Raw genomic sequence first — 19,486 nt, forward strand, 5'->3', positions numbered from 1 at the left:
AAATAACAAATAGCTGACGGTAAATATAATAACACCAGCGGTTTTTATAAAGAAAGAAAAGAGCAGAGGCTTGCCTTAACAAGCTTCTAATAACAGAAAGTAAACGTACACATTAGGAGTTTATTATGGCTTTATCAGTCGTTACTAACGTCGCATCACTAAATGCTCAACGTAACTTAACTAAATCAGGCAGTGCTTTAGCTACCTCAATGCAGCGCCTGTCATCGGGTATGCGTATTAACAGCGCCAAAGATGATGCTGCGGGATTGCAAATATCAAACCGCTTAACCTCGCAGATTAATGGTTTAGCGGTAGCACAACGAAATGCTAACGATGGTATTTCTATGGCACAAACGGCAGAGGGTGCTATGCAAGCTTCTACCGATATTTTGCAGCGTATGCGTGAGCTAGCATTACAAGCGGCTAACGGATCAAACTCAGCTGAAGATCGCGGTGCGATGCAAAAAGAAGTAGCGGCATTACAAGAAGAATTAACGCGTATTGCCGAAACCACCTCCTTTGGTGGTCAAAAATTACTGGATGGTAGTTTTGGTACCAAGGCTTTCCAAGTGGGTGCTAATGCTAATGAAACTATTAGCATGACCATGAATAATATTGCTGCTACTAGTTTAGGTAATGATATTTATGATCTGCAAGGTTCTATAGCTGGTGCCGTTATTACGGGGAGTGTTAACGGCATCACAAGTGACGCTTTGTTGACAATTTCAGGAGATGGAGGCTCAGGAACTTCAACTGGAGCTATAACTTGGGCTAATAATGCTACCAGTAAAGATATTGCAGCAGCAATCAATACAGCAACATCAGACAATAATGTCAATGTTACAGCAAAAGTTACAAATGAAGTAACCGTAGGTAGTTTTAATGCATTATCTAATGGAGCGGATATAGAGCTAACTATTGGTACGACTCAGATAGATGTCGATTCTTTTAACAGTACAGATTTAACCGCGATGGTTAGCGCTATTAATTCTAGCACAGGTACACATGGGGTTACAGCGACCCTCAATGATGACAAGTCCAAAATGGTACTATCTAGTGATGATGATATTAAATTGAATCTAGATGAAGCTACTACATCTATTGCGATTACTATGGATGTTACCGGTGATGCTGGAGGTACGACCACGGCTGCACGAGCTGCTGACACTATTGCCGTCGGTTCAATAAGTCTTTCAGGACCAGAGGGCTTTTCATTCGCTGATGCTGTTGGTACGGAAGTATTTGCAACAACGGGTGCAAATTCAACATTAGACTCTGTTAATGATATTAAGCTAACCACACAAGCAGGCTCTCAAAGTGCTATTGACGTAATTGATGCAGCGTTAGCTAGTATTGATGCAAGCCGAGCTGACTTAGGTGCAATTCAAAATCGATTTAGTTATACCATTAGTAACTTGGCTAATATTCAAGAAAATGTTTCTGCATCACGTAGTCGTATTCAAGATACTGATTTTGCCGTAGAGACCGCGATAATGACCAAGAACCAAATATTGCAACAAGCGGGTACCTCAATATTGGCGCAAGCGAACCAAATACCACAAGCAGCCATTAGCTTACTGGGTTAGTTTTATCCGCTTGTAGAGGCGACTTTAGTCGCCTCACAGGAGATGTTGAGATAATTCGGGCTGGCTGTTGCAACCCGTAGCGGCGACTTTAGTCGCCTAAATAGAGTAATGCATATAAAGCCGAACAATCATTGTTCGGCTTTTTTGTTTTTGGTGCTCGGTGTTTATTTATAAATGGGCGACTAAAGTCGCCCCTACGGTGGTCGTCGGTTGGAGGTGTTGCAATAACCCGTAGCGGCGACTTTAGTCGCCTAATCAAATGTTATCGTCTATGGTAAATTAATTACGCACTTCAAAAGGATTTGATTATGTCACGAGACAAGCTAATTAAAGGCAGAACATCCCTCAAAAATCATATTTACCACGTAACAACATGCACACAAAATCGTCAACCATTCTTTGACAACTTCCATTGTGCTCGCTTATTAATAAATGAAATGAAAAAGCTAGAGCAATCGAAGCAAGTGCTTGCTATTACGTGGGTCATTATGCCCGATCACTTACATTGGCTGTTGCAACTGTCGTGTGAAAAATCCTTATCTACTATCATGCAAAGCTTAAAAGGCTGCAGTTCAAAAACTATTAATCAATATAACCCGAAAATTAATTTTTCATGGCAACGAGGATTTTATGACCATGCCATAAGAGCAGAAGAAGATTTATTAAAGGTATCTCGTTATATTGTTGCTAATCCGTTGCGAGCCGGATTAGTTGACAATATTGGCCATTACCCTTTTTGGGATTCTATTTATATTTGATTGTATTTTATTGTTTTTTTATGAATGGGCGACTAAAGTCGCCCCTACGGTCGGGGTGGTGTTGAGATGATTTGGGGCGAGGATATTGACATAACATGTAGCGGCGACTTTAGTCGCCTTACAGGAGACGTTGAGATAATTCGGGGCAGTATGTTGCAATAACATCGTCGCCTAATCCAATGTGATTTATCATTTGTTGTTCGGTTTTATTGAGGCGTGGTGTTTATTGATGAATGGGCGACTAAAGTCGCCTCTACGGTCGGGGTGATGTTGAGATGATTTTGGGCGAGGATATTGACATAACATGTAGCGGCGACTTCAGTCGCCTTACAGGAGACGTTAAGATAATCCGGGCAGTATATTGCAATAACATCGTCGCCTAATCCAATGTGATTTATCATTTTTTGTTCGTTTTTATTGAGGTGTGGTGTTTATTTATGAATGGGCGACTAAAGTCGCCCCTACGGTCGGGGTGATGTTGAGGTGATTTTGGGCGAGGATATTGACATAACATGTAGCGGCGACTTTAGTCGCCTAACCCAATACCCAATAATGTTTTTGATAAAAAGATTAAAGTTATTTTTTGAGCTGCCGTTAAGGTGATTAGAACGGGAACTAGATGACACATTTAATAGTTCTAAATTTAAAATCTAATTAACGCATTACAAATTTGTAAGCAGGAGTTTTAACATGGCTATTTCGGTAATCACTAATGTATCATCACTAAATGCTCAACGTAACTTAACTAAATCAGGTCAGGCCCTTGCCACTTCAATGCAACGTTTATCATCAGGTATGCGTATTAACAGCGCCAAAGATGATGCGGCTGGTCTACAAATTTCAAACCGTTTAACTTCACAAATTAATGGATTAGGCGTAGCGCAACGTAATGCTAATGATGGTATATCAATGGCACAAACGGCAGAAGGTGCGATGCAAGCATCTACTGATATTTTACAACGTATGCGTGAACTAGCATTACAATCAGCTAACGGATCAAACTCAAGTGATGACCGCGCAGCAATGCAAAAAGAAGTAGTCGCTTTACAAGATGAGTTAACCCGTATTGCAGAAACTACCTCGTTTGGTGGTCAAAAATTACTAGATGGTAGTTTTGGCACCAAGGCTTTTCAAGTAGGTTCTAATGCCAATGAAACTATTGATATGACAATGACCAATATTTCTGCTGATCAATTAGGTAATGATAGGTATAATCTGCAAGGAACTATAGCTGGTGCCGTTATTACGGGGAGTGTTAACGGCATTACAGCTGACGCTGTGTTGACAATTTCAGGAGATGGAGGCTCAGGAACTTCAACTGGAGATATAACTTGGAATAGTAATGCTACCAGTAAAGATATTGCAGCAGCAATCAATACAGCAACATCAGACAATAATGTCAAAGTTACAGCAAAAGTTACAAATGAAGTAACCGTAGGTAGTTTTAATGCATTATCTAATGGAGAGGATATAGAGCTAACTATTGGTACGACTCAGATTGATATCGATTCTTTTAACAGTACAGATTTAACCGCGATGGTTAGTGCTATTAATTCTAAAACAGGTACACATGGGGTTACAGCGACCCTCAATGATGACAAGTCCAAAATGGTACTATCTAGTGATGATGATATTCTATTGAATCTAGATGAAGCTAGTACATCTATTGCGATTACTATGGATGTTACCGGTGATGCTGGAAGTACGACCACGGCTGCACGAGCTGCTGACACCATTGCCGTCGGTTCAATAAGTCTTTCAGGACCAGAGGGCTTTTCATTCGCTGCTGCTGTTGGTACGGAAGTATTTGCAACACAGGGTGCAAATTCAACATTAGACTCTGTTAATGATATTAAGCTAACCACACAAGCAGGCTCTCAAAGTGCTATTGACGTAATTGATGCAGCGTTAGCTAGTATTGATGCAAGCCGAGCTGACTTAGGTGCGTTACAAAACCGTTTTGGTCACACCATCAGTAACTTGGCTAATATTTCAGAAAATGTCTCGGCGTCACGTAGCCGTATTCAAGATACTGATTTTGCCGTAGAAACAGCAATAATGACCAAGAACCAAATCTTGCAACAAGCGGGTACGTCAATTTTAGCGCAAGCTAACCAATTACCACAAGCGGCCTTAAGTCTACTTGGCTAGGTCATCAGTATTTAAGATGACGTTGGCTTAGGCCTAGCTTAAAACGTGTAAAGGAAGAGGCCAATAGTCCTCTTCCTTTTTGTGTTTAGTTACTCGCTGGTTGCTTACGGGCAATGATTGGTTAATGGTTTATTCATAATGAGTTATTTTATCGTTAGACAAAGTTATAGTATTGGTTTGAATAACTGTTGAAATAACGTAAGGAGTCTATAATGAGTACAATAGCAAGCACTACAGATATTGCTTTGCCTAACTTAACGGCGGAGCTTAATAAGTCTGTTGACTCGGCAGTAAAGGCCGTAGAGGCAACAGTGAAAACAAGCGACTTGACGGTAAATGAACTCGCCAGTGATGAGCAGTCGTCAGCGGTTTCGCTAAGTGAGCAAGCTAAAGAGCTCAAGCAAGCGCCATTAACCACCGAACAGCTTGAAAAGGTGGCGCAACAATTGCAGGAGTTTGTTGGCAATATGAATCGCGGTTTGGAGTTTTCGGTAGACAAAGATTCTGGTCGTGATGTTATCAAAGTCATTGATAAAAACAGTGGTGAACTGGTTAAACAATTTCCTTCAGAGGAAGTATTAACTTTAGTGGCCAAACTATCTGAAATGGTGGGTGCTTTTATTGATGCTAAAGTTTAAATTTCAATAGTAGCATACTCGTTGCTATTGTAATTATTTATTGTCAGAGGAAAAGGGGGTTGTATGCCTAGTTTAACGTTTACGGGAATAGGCTCAGGTCTTCAGATTAGCGAGATTGTTGAAGCGATTGTTGGTGCCGAAAAAGCCCCTTTTATTTCTCGGGCGAACAAGCAGCAAGCCTCATATACTACCGATATTTCAGCGGTAGGTGCTTTAAAGTCGGCTTTAGTCAGTGTTAGTGAATCTATTGCTGCTTTAGCCGATGCTGATAACTATCAACTACGTACTGCCAAAGGTGCTGATAGTTTTGTTAGCCTGAGCTCTAGTCAAGATGCGCAAGTGGGTAGTTACTCGGTACAAGTTGATGCCTTAGCGCAAGCACACAAAATAATGTCTGCGGCAATTGATGGTGAAGAAGCCGTTGGTGAAGGTACCTTGACTATAGCGGTAAACGGTGAAAGTTTTGCTGTTGAGGTATCATCGACAGATACCTTAAGCCAAATTCGTGATGCGATAAATGATAGTGTCGATAATGACTTGGTTATCGCGACCATAGTTACCGATGATGACGGTCAACATCTTATTATGACCAGTAAAACAACCGGGCTTGAAAATGCTATCACTACCACGGTTACCGATACCGGTGATAGCAATGATACTGACAATTTAGGTTTGTCACGTCTTGCTTATGATGTTTCAGACCCCGATCCGCTCAATCATATTACCAATTTAGCTGAGGTTACAGCAGCACTTGATGCACAAATTACCATTGACGGCACCTTGGTGGTTACCAGTAGCACCAATGTTTTTGAAAACGTTATTGATGGCGTAGATATTACCGCTAAAAAAACGCATGACGTTGATGATGATATAAGCCAAATTAGTTTCAGTGAAAATAATGCCAATATTCAATCGGGCATCGCAGACTTTGTTAAAAGTTATAATGAATTAAAAAAGTTAAGTGATCAGTTAGGCTCATCAAGCTCGGCAGGTGGTGGTGCACTTTCCGGCGATTCCTTATTGCGTGGGGTGATGAATAAATTACGCCAACAGCTCAGTGAAAGTTTTGATGCCGGTAACGGCAGTACTTTATCCTTATCACAGCTTGGTGTGGAAAGTGACCAATACGGTGTCTTGACTTTAGATACGAAAATTTTGAATGAATACATTGATAGTGATGTTGATGGCTTACAACAATTTTTTGTTGGCACAGATGCAGCAGAAGGTTTTGCCGCTTCAATTGAAACCCTGCTTGATTTTTATACGGATGATATTGATGGTGTTATTCAAAACCGTATTGACAGTCGAACGGCACAATTAGATAGATTAGATGATGCCTATTTGGCTTTTAATGCGAGAATGGAGTCATTAGAAGCACGCTTGTATGCGCAATACAATGCCATGGATTTAATCGTGGCCCAGTTAAACTCTACCAGTAGTTATTTAATGGCGCAGCTTGATAATATGCCTGGTGTGGTGAGGCAATATCGAAAATAAAATTTTACTTTTAACCTCACTAGGCTATAACAGCGCTGCTATTTTATTATAAAGTGACGTTGCTTGACTATTGGTTAAGTTACCTACAGAACGTGCCCGCCCTATTGTTGAACTTATCCTGATAACCTTATTGGCTAGGTCTTCAATTGTTCTTGATGCTTCTATCTGCGTTGCTTTTTGTTGTTTTTCAAGACCGAGTTTTGATATGTTAACCACATCTTTAGCGTAAACACCTAAATCAGGTTTTAATGGGTTTTTCTTGATTTCTTCGGTTATTTTTGGTTTAGCAGCGCGCTGTATTATACTGCTTGCGGTCAATGGATTGGCAATTGACATAAGTTACTCCAATATCCTACCAACGGCAGTAATGCCCATTGCTATAATAGGTAATATCTTCTGCTTCTAAAGTATAGCTTTTTCTGTATAAAAATCGAACGGTACGGATTCGACGCGTTGATAAATGTTAGCGATGACGTAATTAGGAATCATAAAACTTAAATAGGGGGGGTAATTACCGGGGCGTTAATACTTTTGGTATGATTTAGTGGCTTTATTGCCCTTTTTTAGCTTAATCACTTGTGCTGCTAATGTTTGTTTGCAGAGTTGCAGGTTATCGGATAATTGCTTATCAAGTGTTGCCATTTCATTTAATAAATCTTGCTCCTGTGCTATTTCTATTGATAAATATTGTGTAAATAAATGTCGAATTAAACCATCTCTTTTAGCGAGTAACTCGGTGAGTTCAGCCATGGTTATTTCTTTATCGCCATGTGAATTATTGTCGGTTTCACTAACGGATTCCTGAGTTACTCCTACCGCCCCTTGAATTTTATTTTGCACAGCGAGTATGCACGACAGTAGTTGTCGTGATACTGCAATTATCTGCTCAAGTGCTTGTTTAATATCATTAGCCACTAAAAGCTCACTTGATCTTGTGTCTCTAGTGGGATTGAATCCCAACCAGCTTTTATCGGTAAAAGAATTTGAATTATTTCTTCCAGCTTATCAACATCGTTATTAGTACTAGCAACAAGCAGCTGTTCAGAACAAAAGCGATAAAGTGATGCTAAGTTATTTGATATTTCGCCACCTTGCTTAAAATCTAACGAGCCTTCTAATACGCCAATAATAGCAATAGCATTCGATAGCTCAGTGCCTTTTTTATCAAAGTTGTTTTGCGAAATAGCGCCTTTTGCAGTGGCGATATTGCCTAATAATTTTTGAAATAACATAGCGACTAATTGATAGGGTGAAGCTTGTTGAGCCGTGCTCTTGTTTGTTTGTTGGTATTTTTTTAGTGATGCATGTGTCATAGACACCTCCAGTAGCTCTATAACTTTAAGTATAGAAAACTAATAAAATTGAAACCATAGATTTAGTTATAACTTAACGTAAAAAAAGTATGACTAAGTTAATGGTTGATTATTAACGGTTACCGCAAAGCCTTCTTTTTTAGCTTTCTCAAAAGCTTGTTGTAGTACATTATGTGTAACCTCTTCAGTACTATTCACTACGCCATTGTTTAGTACTTCAATATTATCCCAACCGCGAGTGACTAGATATTCTTCTATTTGGGTAAGTTGCTGCTCAAAAGGCATCTCCCTTGAGAACATAGTAAACTCATGTCGAGTACCTTTGGTGAACTCTTGCTTATCATGCATTAATTCTGCAGTGCCATTTATGATCAACATTTTATTATCCTACTTTTACTAAAATATGGTTATAAGCTTACTATCATCCATTTTTAATGCTTTTTTTATGCCAACTGTATATGTTAAATATTGAACCGGTTTTATCTACTTGATTATAAAGATTTATTAATATTTAATTTTATTGATTCGGCGTTAAAATAAAATTTTATAAATCACTTTAACTACCGCTATCAATTTTTTGACATATTCATCAGCTGAGCCGGTTTACTTATGAAGTATCTTTATGTTGCACTGCATATAAGGCACTTTACCTTATATTAATGAATATCAATATTGCCTTGATGTCTAGTATATTCACAGAAAATATGTTCTGTATTTTAATATCACTTTATCGGCAAAAGACTAAATATCTTTACTTTATTTTTATTAAATCAATAGCTAGGGTCGGGGTAAATTATGGTATATGACAAATAAATGACGACTAGGCGTCAATTTTTTGTTGCTTATATTTAATTAACGGCTAAAATTGCCACTGTCGCTATAAAACGACATTAAAAATAATACCTTAGCATTAATAATAAAGAATCAGTTATGAATGAAACGGCAACATTAGTAGGCCACAAACAAATTTTAGTGGTAGATAATGACGCAGGCAGACGTGAGCAGCTTAGTACTGTACTGGCCTTTGTCGGTGAGCACTTTAGCCATTGTCCACAAGAGCAAGCGGTTGAAAAACTGGCAGATACTAGCCATATTCTTACGGTAATATTAACCGGTAATGTCAGTAGTGATTGCGCTAACTTAATTAAAACAAACCCCAGTGTCCCCTTTATTCTTCATGATGTATTAGATGCCAATGAGCTAGCGAGCAATGTTAATGTTATCGGTACGCTGTTTGCTCCGCTTAACTATGCTCAGCTGACCGAGCTTATTCATCACTGTCATCAATACCATAACAAATTACCGCGCAAGGCGATGAAATTAGGTAACAGCGTTTTGTTTCGCTCACTTATTGGTAGCAGTGAGCTGATGGCTCAGGTACGTTTTTTAATTGAACAAGTCGCAAAAACACCGGCCAGCGTTTTAGTACTCGGTGAATCAGGCACGGGTAAAGAGGTGATCGCGCGTAATATCCATAACTTATCTGAACGCGCAAAAGGGCCTTTTGTCCCCCTAAACTGTGGTGCCATTCCTGCGGAGCTATTAGAAAGTGAGTTGTTTGGTCATGAAAAGGGCGCTTTTACCGGCGCGATTTCTACCCGTAAAGGTCGTTTTGAATTAGCGGAAGGTGGCACACTCTTTTTAGATGAAATTGGTGATATGCCTCAACCTATGCAAGTAAAACTGCTCAGGGTATTACAAGAGCGAACTTTTGAGCGTGTCGGCGGTAGTAAAAGTATCAAAGCCAATGTCCGTATTATTGCGGCTACTCATCAAAATTTAGAAGCAATGATCGAAGCGGGAACGTTTAGAGAAGATTTATTTTATCGCTTGAATGTCTTTCCTATAGAGACACCCGCATTGCGTGAGCGAAAAGAAGATATTCCGCTGTTATTAAAAGAACTACTAACACGCTTTGAACATGAACAAGGGCGAACGGTGCGCTTTACTGAAAAAGCCATCGAGTCACTAATGGAGCACCCGTGGGCAGGTAATGTCCGTGAATTATCCAACTTAATTGAGCGTATGATAATTATGTACAGTGAGCAAATCGTCGATGTTGCTGAGCTGCCCTTTAAATATCAGCATATTGATGTCCAAGCTTATAACCCGGAATACCCTGAAGAGTTACAAGAGCAAGATGTTATCAATGGGCTTTTCTCTGGTTGTGATGATGACGATGATGAAATTAGTGATGAAGCTCAACCGATCCCAGCGATAAATACACAGCTAAACGCTGCTGATGCGGCCATGTTACCCTCAGACGGTTTAAATTTAAAAGAACATCTTGCTGATTTAGAAGTTTCTTTAATTAAACAATCGTTAAGTAAACATGACTATGTCGTTGCCCGAGCGGCGGAAACCTTAGGTATGCGTAGAACCACCTTAGTTGAAAAAATGCGTAAATATGATTTACAAAAAGCCAGTGAATAATTGCTCTTACATCGTACAAAAGGTCAATAGCTTGACGGCTGCTTTTAGCTTATCTTTGTTTATTGTCTTTTTATCTGTTTGAAATTTATAATGAAAATTATGGCATAGTAAATGCTTGTTAGGTATTAGATAGTTTTACTAGAGTACCTAGGTTATGGCACAAGTTATGGCACAAGCAATCCCTACAGCAACCACCCCTATGATAGAGTCAGGCGCTATTGCCGCGTTTAATGCTATTAATGTCGTTGAGGTGAATAAACCATCTTTACTCGAGCAAGAAGCGTTCCCTGGTGAATTAGCGGCTTTGAGAGCACAAAGTACTCAACATAAAGAGCCTGGTTTTTCTGTCAATACCATTGCTAGCACTAACCATGCTCATAGTTCAAGTTCAGAAAAACAGCACCCTAGTGATAGCTTATTAGCAGATCAGCTAATAGAGCTTATGCCAACAGGCTTAGTTATGCTTGACGGTAATGGCATTGTGGTCAAGATAAACCAAGTGGCGATCGACTTACTCGATGAGCCTATTCTTGGTCAACCATGGTTTAATGTTATAGCCCGTTCATTCAATCCACGTGAAGGTGATTGGCATGAAATATCACTTAAAGATGGTCGCCGTGTTAAATTAGAAATCACCAGTTTAGGCGCTCAGCCGGGGCAGTTAATTCTGATTACCGACCTTACCGAGACCCGCCTTTTACAAGATAAAATAGCGCAGATGCAGCGTCTTTCTTCATTAGGTAAAATGGTTTCAACCCTAGCTCATCAAATTCGTACGCCATTATCTGCGGCAATTTTATATGGTGAAAACTTAATCAGTAATAAATTAGCAGAATCGGCACGTGTTGATTTTCAAAAGAAATTAAACGCCCGCTTACATGATTTAGAGCAGCAAGTGAATGATATGCTGCTGTTTTCTAAAAGTGGTAAAGAACAGGTTGTTGCTCCTTTAGCCGTTAACGCCTTGATTGATGATGCGGTGCATTCTATGGATGCTTTAATAAGTAAAGCGGGTGCACAAGTCAAAGTACAGTACTGTGAAGATGAGCTTTATATCCTAGGCAATAAAAGTGCCTTAACAGGCGCTATGCAAAACTTATTGCATAACGCCTTAAATGCCATGACCGCCTTACCGGCAAGTAGTGCCGCTAAAATAGTTGCCCCCTTGATAAATATTCAAGTGTATAGCCAAGACAATCATTTATATTTAAGTGTTAAGGACAATGGCCCAGGTATAGACCTTGAAATTCGTGATAAAATTTTTCAGCCTTTCTATACCTCAAGCAGTAAAGGCACTGGGCTTGGTTTGGCTGTGGTGAAGTCTGTGGTTAACGCTCATCAAGGTGAGGTGACTTTACTTAACGAAGCTGATGCAGGTGCAGGTGCACATTTTGTGATTAAATTACCGCTGCTAGAGCAGGGTAGTGTGATGAAAAACAATCCAGAGGGAGAGTACTAATGGCTGAACATAAAGTTCTTGTGGTGGAAGATGATGCCGGTTTACGTGAAGCCTTGGTTGATACCTTATCATTAGCCGGTTATTGCTGTGTAGAGGCAGATTCTGGTGAAGCTGCTTTATTGCTGTTGAAAAAACAGCAGGTTGATATTGTTGTCAGTGATGTACAAATGGGTGGTATGTCGGGCTTATCTTTATTGAAAAGTATTAAAAATAAACAGGTAAATTTACCGGTGTTACTGATGACAGCATATGGCACCATTGATGATGCGGTACAAGCGATGCGAGATGGCGCTTGTAACTATATTGCCAAGCCCTTTGCACCGCAAGTGTTACTCAATATGGTCAGTCAATATATTCCGCCCAAAAAGGTGAATAAAAATGAGCCCATCGTGGCCGATAAACGCTCATTAGAATTACTGGTTTTGGCTAAAAAAGTCGCCAGTACCGATGCGTCGGTAATGATCCTTGGTCCCAGTGGCTCAGGTAAAGAAGTGTTAGCCCAGTATGTTCATCATCACTCTAAACGCAGTGCACAACCTTTTATCGCCATTAACTGTGCGGCCATTCCTGAAAATATGCTTGAAGCCACCTTATTTGGTTATGAGAAAGGTGCTTTTACCGGCGCCATCCAAGCCTGCCCAGGAAAGTTCGAACAAGCGCAGGGCGGCACTATTCTACTTGATGAAATAACCGAAATGGATATAGGGCTACAAGCCAAAATTTTACGGGTATTGCAAGAGCGCGAAGTAGAACGCTTAGGTGGCAGAAAAATCATAAGTCTTGATGTACGTGTTATTGCTACCACGAATAGAGACCTACAAGCCGCAGTAAAGGATGGTCTCTTTAGAGAAGACCTTTATTATCGTCTTAACGTTTTCCCACTCACTTGGCTACCCTTAGCTGAGCGCGTTGATGATATACTTGTGCTGGCGCAACACTTAATCTCTCGTCATTGTCAAAAAAATGGCGATCCCATCCCTGAGTTTTCGGGTGCTGCGCGTAGTAAACTTAATGCTTATCATTGGCCCGGTAATGTCAGAGAGTTGGATAATGTTATCCAACGGGCACTTATTTTACATACCGACAAGCTTATTGATGCGGGCGATTTAATGATTGAAAACTTTGATACCGCATTAGTGATAGAGCCAGAGCAAGTGACGAACACTGACGATAAGCTTGGTAGTGAATTAAAATTGCAAGAGCATCAAATTATTCTTGATACCTTACAAGCCTGCCATGGTAGTCGTAAAGCGGTGGCCGAGCGCTTAGGCATTAGCCCACGTACCTTACGCTATAAAATTGCCAAAATGCGCGACTCGGGTATAGAAATCCCCGCCTAGCTTATTCAGTCTAACGAGCTATTATCACTAACAGCTAGTTATAGCCAAATTACTGTTCTCCCCCGCTCTAACAAAATCAAAAGCTATTATTGCTATCCCTTAGTAAAGTAGCTTTCGATTTTTTCCTGCTCCCCTCCCCTTGGTAAAACTAAATAACGTTTTTGGCACTATGCTTGCAGTCACATTGTTATACCTAATTTAACGTAAAAAAATTGACAAAAGTGAGCGCACTATGGATATCAAAAGTAACTCTCTCTATAGCCAAATGCAAAGTATGTCGCTACAAGCTATGGGTAACAAATTACCCTCGGTTGATGCCATGGGTGTTAATGGTCTTGCTGATAGCAGCGTGGGAAAAATCAACGACTCAAGCAGTAATTTTGGTAATATGCTAACAGATGCCTTAAATAGCGTTAATGAATTACAACAAGAATCAGGGCAACTGAAAAGATCCTTTGAAATGGGCGATTCTAACGTCACCCTGGCTGAAGTGATGATTGCTTCCTCTAAATCAGGTATCGCCTTAGATGCAACGGTGCAAATACGCAATAAGTTTGTTGAAGCCTATAAAGAGATTATGAGCATGCCAGTATAATTTAACTGGCTTACATCAGTTAAATCTGAGTATCTGAATTAAGTTACCCTAAGTTATTAAATAAATTTTGTCGTAAAAAACAGTACAGCGGAGAAGTGAAGTGGCAGATACAAACGCAATGGTAGCAGCTGATAGCGATGGTGATATGATCGCCAGTGAAGCTGATAGCGCGGGAATGGAAGAGCAAAAATCCGGCTTTGCTGCATCGTTAGGTAATGTTGATATTTTAAGACAAATTACCATTGTGGTGGCCTTGGCGATTTGTTTAGCTATTGCGGTATTTGTTATTATGCTGGCCAATGAGCCTGAGTATCGTATTTTGACAAAATTACCAACGCAGCAGCTTATTAAAACCATGGATTACCTTGATGAAAATCAAGTAGAATACCGTCAAGAAAATAACACTATTTCAGTACCTACCGATGAATATCAACAGGTTAAGTTATTACTTGCTCGTGAAGGCTTAACCGATGAGGTTTCACAAGGTGAAAATATTTTAATGCAAGATATGGGCTTTGGCGTTAGTCAACGCCTTGAGCGAGAACGATTGAAATATGGCAGAGAGCAACAATTGGCTAACACGGTAGAACAACTAAATAGTATTAGCCGTGCTAGAGTTTTATTAGCTATCCCACGTGAGAATGTCTTTGCTAGGCGCGAAAAAACCCCATCCGCTACTGTAGTGTTAACTATGCGACGCGGCAAGATTTTATCCGATGAAGAAGTTGATGCCGTGGTTGATATTATTGCTTCGGCCGTGCAAGGTTTAAGGCCAAACCGGGTCACGGTTACTGATCAAAACGGTCGTTTACTTAATTCAGGTTCACAAAATTCGATTTCATCACGCTCACGTAAAGAGTTTGAAATTGAACAAAAGCGTGAACATGAGTACCTAAACAAAATTGATGGCATTCTTATCCCCATTGTTGGTTTAGGAAATTATACCGCACAAGTTGATGTCTCCATGGATTTTACCAATGTTGAAGAAACATCGCGCCGTTATAACGCTGACTTACCAGCATTGCGTAGTGAGATGAGTATTGAAAGCACTAATATAGGTGGCTTATTAGGTGGCATCCCCGGCGCGTTAACCAACCAACCTCCTATTGAATCCTCTATACCTGAAAATGCCATTGGTGGTCAAAAGAAAAGTATGCCGAGTAGAAGGCATACAGAGTCGACTAAAAATTATGAGCTTGATGAATCGATTAGTTATACTAGGTCACAAACCGGTATTATCAAGCGTGTCAGTGTTTCTGTGGCACTTGATTATGTTGCCAGCACTGCCACAGCAGCCACTGAATCTGGTGTCGATGCTCCAGTTGCTAGTTTAGTACCTCGTTCCACTGTGGAAATTGCTAGTATTCGACGATTATTACAGGGTAGTATTGGTTTTGATTTGCAACGAGGCGATGTTTTAGAAGTGCTAACCATTCATTTTAATCGTCCCGATTTTGGCGTTGTCGCTGAGATCCCTATCTGGCAACAACCTTGGTTTGTAAAAGTGCTAAAATTAGTATTAGGCGCCTTGGTTATCATCGTTTTAATATTGGCTGTTGTTCGTCCAATGCTGAAACGTTTAATCTACCCGGAACGAGCACCAGAAGATTATGGTGATAAATCACTGGATAGCCATATTGATTTAGGTGATGAAACTATGGATATGCTGACCTCAGAATTTGATGCGGGTGCGGTAGGTTTTGCACCAGATGGCAGTCTACAGTTACCTGATCTTCACCGAGACGAAGATATACTTAAAGCGGTTCGTGCGCTAGTAGCAAATGAGCCAGAATTATCATCGCAAGTAGTGAAAAGTTGGTTGAACGAAGATGAGTGATGAACAAGAAGTCGGCGAATTAGCCGCAGCCCCGGTAGGCTTCGATGTAGAAAAATTAGAAGGCGCAGAAAAAGCGGCCATTTTATTGCTTAGCCTATCTGAAGAAGATGCTGCACAAATATTAAAGCACCTTGAGCCAAAACAAGTACAGCAAGTGGGTACTGTTATGGCGGCAATGCAAGATTTTACCCAAGAAAAAATCACCGCGGTACATAAACTCTTTATTCATGAAATACAAAATTTCTCTACCATTGGTTTCAAAAGTGAAGAGTTTGTTCGAAAAGCATTAACCGCGGCACTTGGTGAAGACAAAGCCGGTAATTTAATTGATCAAATTGTCATGGGTGGTGGTGCTAAAGGTCTTGATTCATTAAAATGGATGGACTCTAAACAAGTAGCCAACATAATTCGTAATGAACATCCTCAAATTCAAACCATTGTTTTATCATACCTTGAGCCAGAGCAATCTGCTGAGATCATGAGTCAATTCACCGATAAAGTCCGTTTAGACTTAATGATGCGTATTGCTAATTTAGAAGAAGTGCAACCAGCAGCCTTGCAAGAATTAAATGAGATTATGGAGAAACAATTCGCGGGTCAAGCTGGCGCACAAGCAGCGAAAATGGGCGGCTTAAAAGCCGCTGCAGATATCATGAACTACCTAGAGACGAATGTTGAAGGTATGTTAATGGACTCCATCCGTGAAAACGATGAAGAAATGAGTCAGCAAATTCAAGACTTGATGTTTGTCTTTGAAAACCTTGCCGATGTTGATGATCGTGGCATGCAAGCTATCTTACGCGAAGTACAGCAAGAGGCCTTAATGAAAGCGATTAAAGGCACTGATGAAGCGTTAAAAGATAAGATAATGAGTAATATGTCTAAACGTGCGGCGGAAATGATGGTCGATGATCTAGAAGCTATGGGCCCTGTACGTATAAGCGAAGTGGAAGCAGCGCAAAAAGAAATTTTGGCGGTGGCACGACGATTATCCGACGCAGGCGAGATTATGCTGGGCGGTGGTGGCGGTGGCGATGAGTTTTTATAAGATGAAACTAGCTTAGCTCAGCAGAGAATAAGGGTACACTAAATGTCAAAATCACCAGTTCGTATTATAAAAGCGTCACAAGAGAGCGCCATGGACGCTTGGCCTTTGCCAAATATCCAAGGGCAAGCTAGCTCAGAAGATAAAAATATAACCAATGCTTTTGGTCAAAAAAGTCACTGGGTTTATGAACCACCAGAGTCTGAAGAAGTTGAGCCACAACCACTGACAGCGCAAGAAATTGACGATATTCGTATAGCCGCCAGTGAAGAAGGCTTTAATCAAGGTAAGGAAGAAGGCTTCACTAAAGGTTTTGAAGAAGGTAAAGCTAAAGGGTTAGCAGAGGGAACAAAACAAGGTATTGCCGAAGGTACTGAGCAAGGTTTAACCCAAGGCAAGGAGCAAATTGAACAACAAAGTGATCGTTGGCAAAAATTAATTGAACAATTACACCTACCACTAGCAAGTGTGGAAAAAAATGTCGAAGAACAGCTTCTTAATTTGGTTTTACAGCTAACAGAAGCTGTGGTTTTACATGAAGCTAAAACTAACCCTGACATTTTAATGACGGCAATAACTACTGGCATCAAAAGTTTACCTAGTAGTGATGCTCAAACACAAATATGTTTAAACCCAAACGATATTAGCCTAGTCGAAGCTCAATTTGGCGCTGAGCATATTGCCGAGCAAGGTTGGCGTTTACTGCCAGCACCCCAACTGCCTCAAGGTAGCTGCCAAATAGAAAACAGCACCTCAAATATCGACCTGCAAATGAAAGCAAGGCTAAAGCAAGTGCTGGAACCTTTCTTTCAAGATGCTTTACATCAAAGCTCTTAATTTTTTGTCGCGCTTGATTGTTTTTCGTTTTAACTTTTTATCTTAAGGTAAATAAACACTATGGTTGATAGCTTACGTCTAACCGAGCGCTTTAAAAACAGTCAAAAATTTATTCATGACTTTAAAGCGCCCGTTGCCGGTAGGTTAGTGCGTGTTGTCGGTTTAACCCTAGAAGCCGTAGGCGTGAAAGCACATGTTGGTAGTCAATGTCTTGTTGAAACAGCACACGGTGATTTACTTGCTGAGGTTGTTGGTTTTGCTCAAGACATTACCTACTTAATGCCAGAAGAAAGCCTTCGTGGTGTTATGCCTGGCGCACGAGTGTTACCTATTTCCAGTAAATTTAAAGTACCTTTATCCATGGACCTACTCGGCCGGGTAATCAACGGTGTCGGCAAACCCATTGATGGTAAAGGGCCGATAAAATCAGATGATGATTATCATCATGATAGTAAACCCATGAATCCATTATCGCGACGAGCCATCACCGAGGTACTTGATGTTGGTGTACGCTCTATCAATAGCTTTATCACCATTGGTAAAGGCCAACGCATGGGGTTGTTTGCTGGCTCAGGTGTTGGTAAAAGTGTCCTTATGGGCATGATGACACGGGGGACATCGGCCGATGTTGTTGTGGTTGGTTTAGTGGGGGAGCGTGGCCGAGAAGTAAAAGAATTTATTGAAGAAATTTTAGGTGAAGAAGGGCTTAAGCGCGCCGTTGTTGTTGCCGCTCCGGCAGATAATTCCCCTTTAATGCGCCTTAAAGGTTGTGAAACGGCAGTTCAAATAAGCGAGTATTTTCGCGATCAAGGTTTAGATGTATTGTTACTGCTTGATTCATTAACACGTTACGCGCAGGCACAGCGTGAAATTGCCTTAGCAGTAGGTGAACCACCCGCAACTAAAGGCTATCCGCCGTCAGTTTTTTCTAAATTACCGCAATTAGTTGAACGTGCCGGCAATGGCGGTGAAGGGCAAGGCTCTATAACGGCATTTTATACGGTATTAACCGAAGGTGATGACTTACAAGACCCTATTGCGGATGCGGCGCGCGCTATTTTAGATGGCCATGTGGTCTTGTCTCGAGAGTTAGCCGATGCAGGACATTACCCCGCGGTGAATATTGAAGGCTCTATATCACGGGTTATGCCTATGGTCACTGATGACGAACATCAAGATTTGGCCAAGCAATTAAAGCAAATGTATTCCCTTTATCAGCAAAATAAAGACCTTATTGCCATAGGTGCTTACACCAAGGGCAATGACCCACGCATTGATCAGGCGATAAACGTGCTACCAGTGATCAACTTTTTTTTACAGCAAAAGATTACTGAAATTATTCCTTATGAGCAAAGTATTGCTCAGATGAAAGAAATTATTGCTGCGGCACATGCGCAAAATAAACAGCAAGCAAAGAGCTAGTTGTTGGTATAGATACAAAAGTATTGACTTAAAAGAGTACAGCAGATGGCAATGAAGCAACTTGATACCATATTAAAGTTTGAAAAAGACAACGAGCAACGTTGTGCCGATCAATTGAAATTAGCTGAAAATGAGTATCAACAAAATATTACCCGTTTACAAGGTGTGGCAGACTACCGCTTAGAATACATGAAACGATTAAGTCAACGAGCAGAGCAGGGCTTAGACAGTGCCACTTATAGACATTACCATGCTTTTATCGCCAAACTTGATACCGCGGCCAAGCAGGTGGAAATTGCTATGCGACAAGCCAAAGCACTGGTTGAGCAAAGTAAAAGTATTTGGCTTAAACAAAGGCAAAAGGTGAAAGCCGTTGAGCTATTACGTGATAAACGTTTGCAAAAAATGGCGGTAGCAGCACAAAGAGCTGAACAAAAAATGTTTGATGAAATAGCCACTCAACAATTTGTTCGACGCGCTTTACGTTAGTTATTTTGGCTATAACATCCGTTATAAATTTAATAACTGGAATGATTATTGCTTTACATAGTATAGAGACCAGCTAGCAAAGCGCT

At 40.5% G+C, this 19,486-nt stretch carries 18 protein-coding genes; 14 read left to right on the forward strand and 4 right to left on the reverse strand.

The window, feature by feature from the left end; genetic code table 11:
* Window positions 1-125 precede the first annotated feature (125 nt).
* From CMT41_RS05640 to fliD, 5 genes are all read left to right on the forward strand, one after another.
* Window positions 126-1,586 (forward strand): flagellin, encoded by a 1,461-nt coding sequence (locus CMT41_RS05640; RefSeq protein ID WP_058026603.1) that lies wholly within the window; start codon window positions 126-128, stop codon window positions 1,584-1,586.
* Window positions 1,587-1,894: 308 nt separating this feature from the next.
* Complete coding sequence (locus CMT41_RS05645; protein ID WP_058026604.1) at window positions 1,895-2,344, forward strand: REP-associated tyrosine transposase; 450 nt, start codon at window positions 1,895-1,897, stop codon at window positions 2,342-2,344.
* Between the two features lie 690 nt (window positions 2,345-3,034).
* Entirely contained in the window at window positions 3,035-4,495 is a 1,461-nt protein-coding gene (locus tag CMT41_RS05650) for a flagellin (protein ID WP_058026605.1), read from the forward strand.
* A gap of 212 nt (window positions 4,496-4,707) precedes the next feature.
* On the forward strand, window positions 4,708-5,133 hold the full coding sequence (locus CMT41_RS05655; RefSeq protein ID WP_057180197.1) for a flagellar protein FlaG: 426 nt from the start codon (window positions 4,708-4,710) through the stop codon (window positions 5,131-5,133).
* A 63-nt stretch (window positions 5,134-5,196) separates the two neighbouring features.
* On the forward strand, window positions 5,197-6,630 hold the full coding sequence (gene fliD / locus CMT41_RS05660; RefSeq protein ID WP_058026606.1) for a flagellar filament capping protein FliD: 1,434 nt from the start codon (window positions 5,197-5,199) through the stop codon (window positions 6,628-6,630).
* A 24-nt stretch (window positions 6,631-6,654) separates the two neighbouring features.
* Here fliD and CMT41_RS05665 read toward each other — a convergent pair whose 3' ends face one another.
* From CMT41_RS05665 to CMT41_RS05680, 4 genes are all read right to left on the reverse strand, one after another.
* A complete protein-coding gene (locus tag CMT41_RS05665) occupies window positions 6,655-6,966 on the reverse strand; it encodes a hypothetical protein (protein ID WP_057180199.1) in 312 nt (103 codons plus the stop codon).
* 186 nt (window positions 6,967-7,152) lie between these two features.
* Entirely contained in the window at window positions 7,153-7,545 is a 393-nt protein-coding gene (locus CMT41_RS05670) for a hypothetical protein (protein ID WP_057180200.1), read from the reverse strand.
* Entirely contained in the window at window positions 7,545-7,943 is a 399-nt protein-coding gene (gene fliS / locus CMT41_RS05675) for a flagellar export chaperone FliS (protein ID WP_057180201.1), read from the reverse strand. Before fliS ends, CMT41_RS05670 begins: the two co-directional genes overlap by 1 nt.
* A gap of 93 nt (window positions 7,944-8,036) precedes the next feature.
* The gene (locus tag CMT41_RS05680; protein WP_057180202.1) at window positions 8,037-8,321 is read right to left on the reverse strand and encodes a hypothetical protein; all 285 of its coding nucleotides are present in this window, start codon (window positions 8,319-8,321) and stop codon (window positions 8,037-8,039) included.
* Between the two features lie 552 nt (window positions 8,322-8,873).
* Here CMT41_RS05680 and CMT41_RS05685 point away from each other — a divergent pair.
* From CMT41_RS05685 to fliJ, 9 genes are all read left to right on the forward strand, one after another.
* Window positions 8,874-10,376 carry a sigma-54 dependent transcriptional regulator gene (locus CMT41_RS05685; protein ID WP_058026607.1) on the forward strand — a complete coding sequence of 501 codons (1,503 nt, stop codon included), beginning with the start codon at window positions 8,874-8,876 and terminating at the stop codon, window positions 10,374-10,376.
* A 166-nt stretch (window positions 10,377-10,542) separates the two neighbouring features.
* A complete protein-coding gene (locus CMT41_RS05690; RefSeq protein ID WP_232300023.1) occupies window positions 10,543-11,835 on the forward strand; it encodes a sensor histidine kinase in 1,293 nt (430 codons plus the stop codon).
* Complete coding sequence (locus tag CMT41_RS05695) at window positions 11,835-13,175, forward strand: sigma-54-dependent transcriptional regulator (RefSeq protein WP_058026609.1); 1,341 nt, start codon at window positions 11,835-11,837, stop codon at window positions 13,173-13,175. The genes CMT41_RS05690 and CMT41_RS05695 overlap by 1 nt, the downstream gene beginning before the upstream one ends.
* Window positions 13,176-13,407: 232 nt before the next feature.
* The gene (gene fliE / locus CMT41_RS05700; RefSeq protein WP_057180206.1) at window positions 13,408-13,770 is read left to right on the forward strand and encodes a flagellar hook-basal body complex protein FliE; all 363 of its coding nucleotides are present in this window, start codon (window positions 13,408-13,410) and stop codon (window positions 13,768-13,770) included.
* Window positions 13,771-13,915: 145 nt separating this feature from the next.
* A complete protein-coding gene (gene fliF / locus CMT41_RS05705; RefSeq protein ID WP_232300060.1) occupies window positions 13,916-15,607 on the forward strand; it encodes a flagellar basal-body MS-ring/collar protein FliF in 1,692 nt (563 codons plus the stop codon).
* A complete protein-coding gene (gene fliG, locus CMT41_RS05710) occupies window positions 15,600-16,655 on the forward strand; it encodes a flagellar motor switch protein FliG (protein WP_057180207.1) in 1,056 nt (351 codons plus the stop codon). Before fliF ends, fliG begins: the two co-directional genes overlap by 8 nt.
* A gap of 42 nt (window positions 16,656-16,697) precedes the next feature.
* Complete coding sequence (gene fliH / locus CMT41_RS05715) at window positions 16,698-17,489, forward strand: flagellar assembly protein FliH (RefSeq protein WP_058026610.1); 792 nt, start codon at window positions 16,698-16,700, stop codon at window positions 17,487-17,489.
* A 60-nt stretch (window positions 17,490-17,549) separates the two neighbouring features.
* Window positions 17,550-18,911: a flagellar protein export ATPase FliI gene (fliI, locus tag CMT41_RS05720; protein ID WP_057180209.1), complete on the forward strand. Its 1,362-nt coding sequence runs from the start codon at window positions 17,550-17,552 to the stop codon at window positions 18,909-18,911.
* A gap of 51 nt (window positions 18,912-18,962) precedes the next feature.
* The gene (fliJ, locus tag CMT41_RS05725) at window positions 18,963-19,400 is read left to right on the forward strand and encodes a flagellar export protein FliJ (protein WP_232300024.1); all 438 of its coding nucleotides are present in this window, start codon (window positions 18,963-18,965) and stop codon (window positions 19,398-19,400) included.
* The last annotated feature ends 86 nt before the right edge of the window (window positions 19,401-19,486 follow it).

This window comes from Colwellia sp. MT41, assembly GCF_001444365.1.
Classification (GTDB): domain Bacteria; phylum Pseudomonadota; class Gammaproteobacteria; order Enterobacterales; family Alteromonadaceae; genus Colwellia; species Colwellia marinimaniae.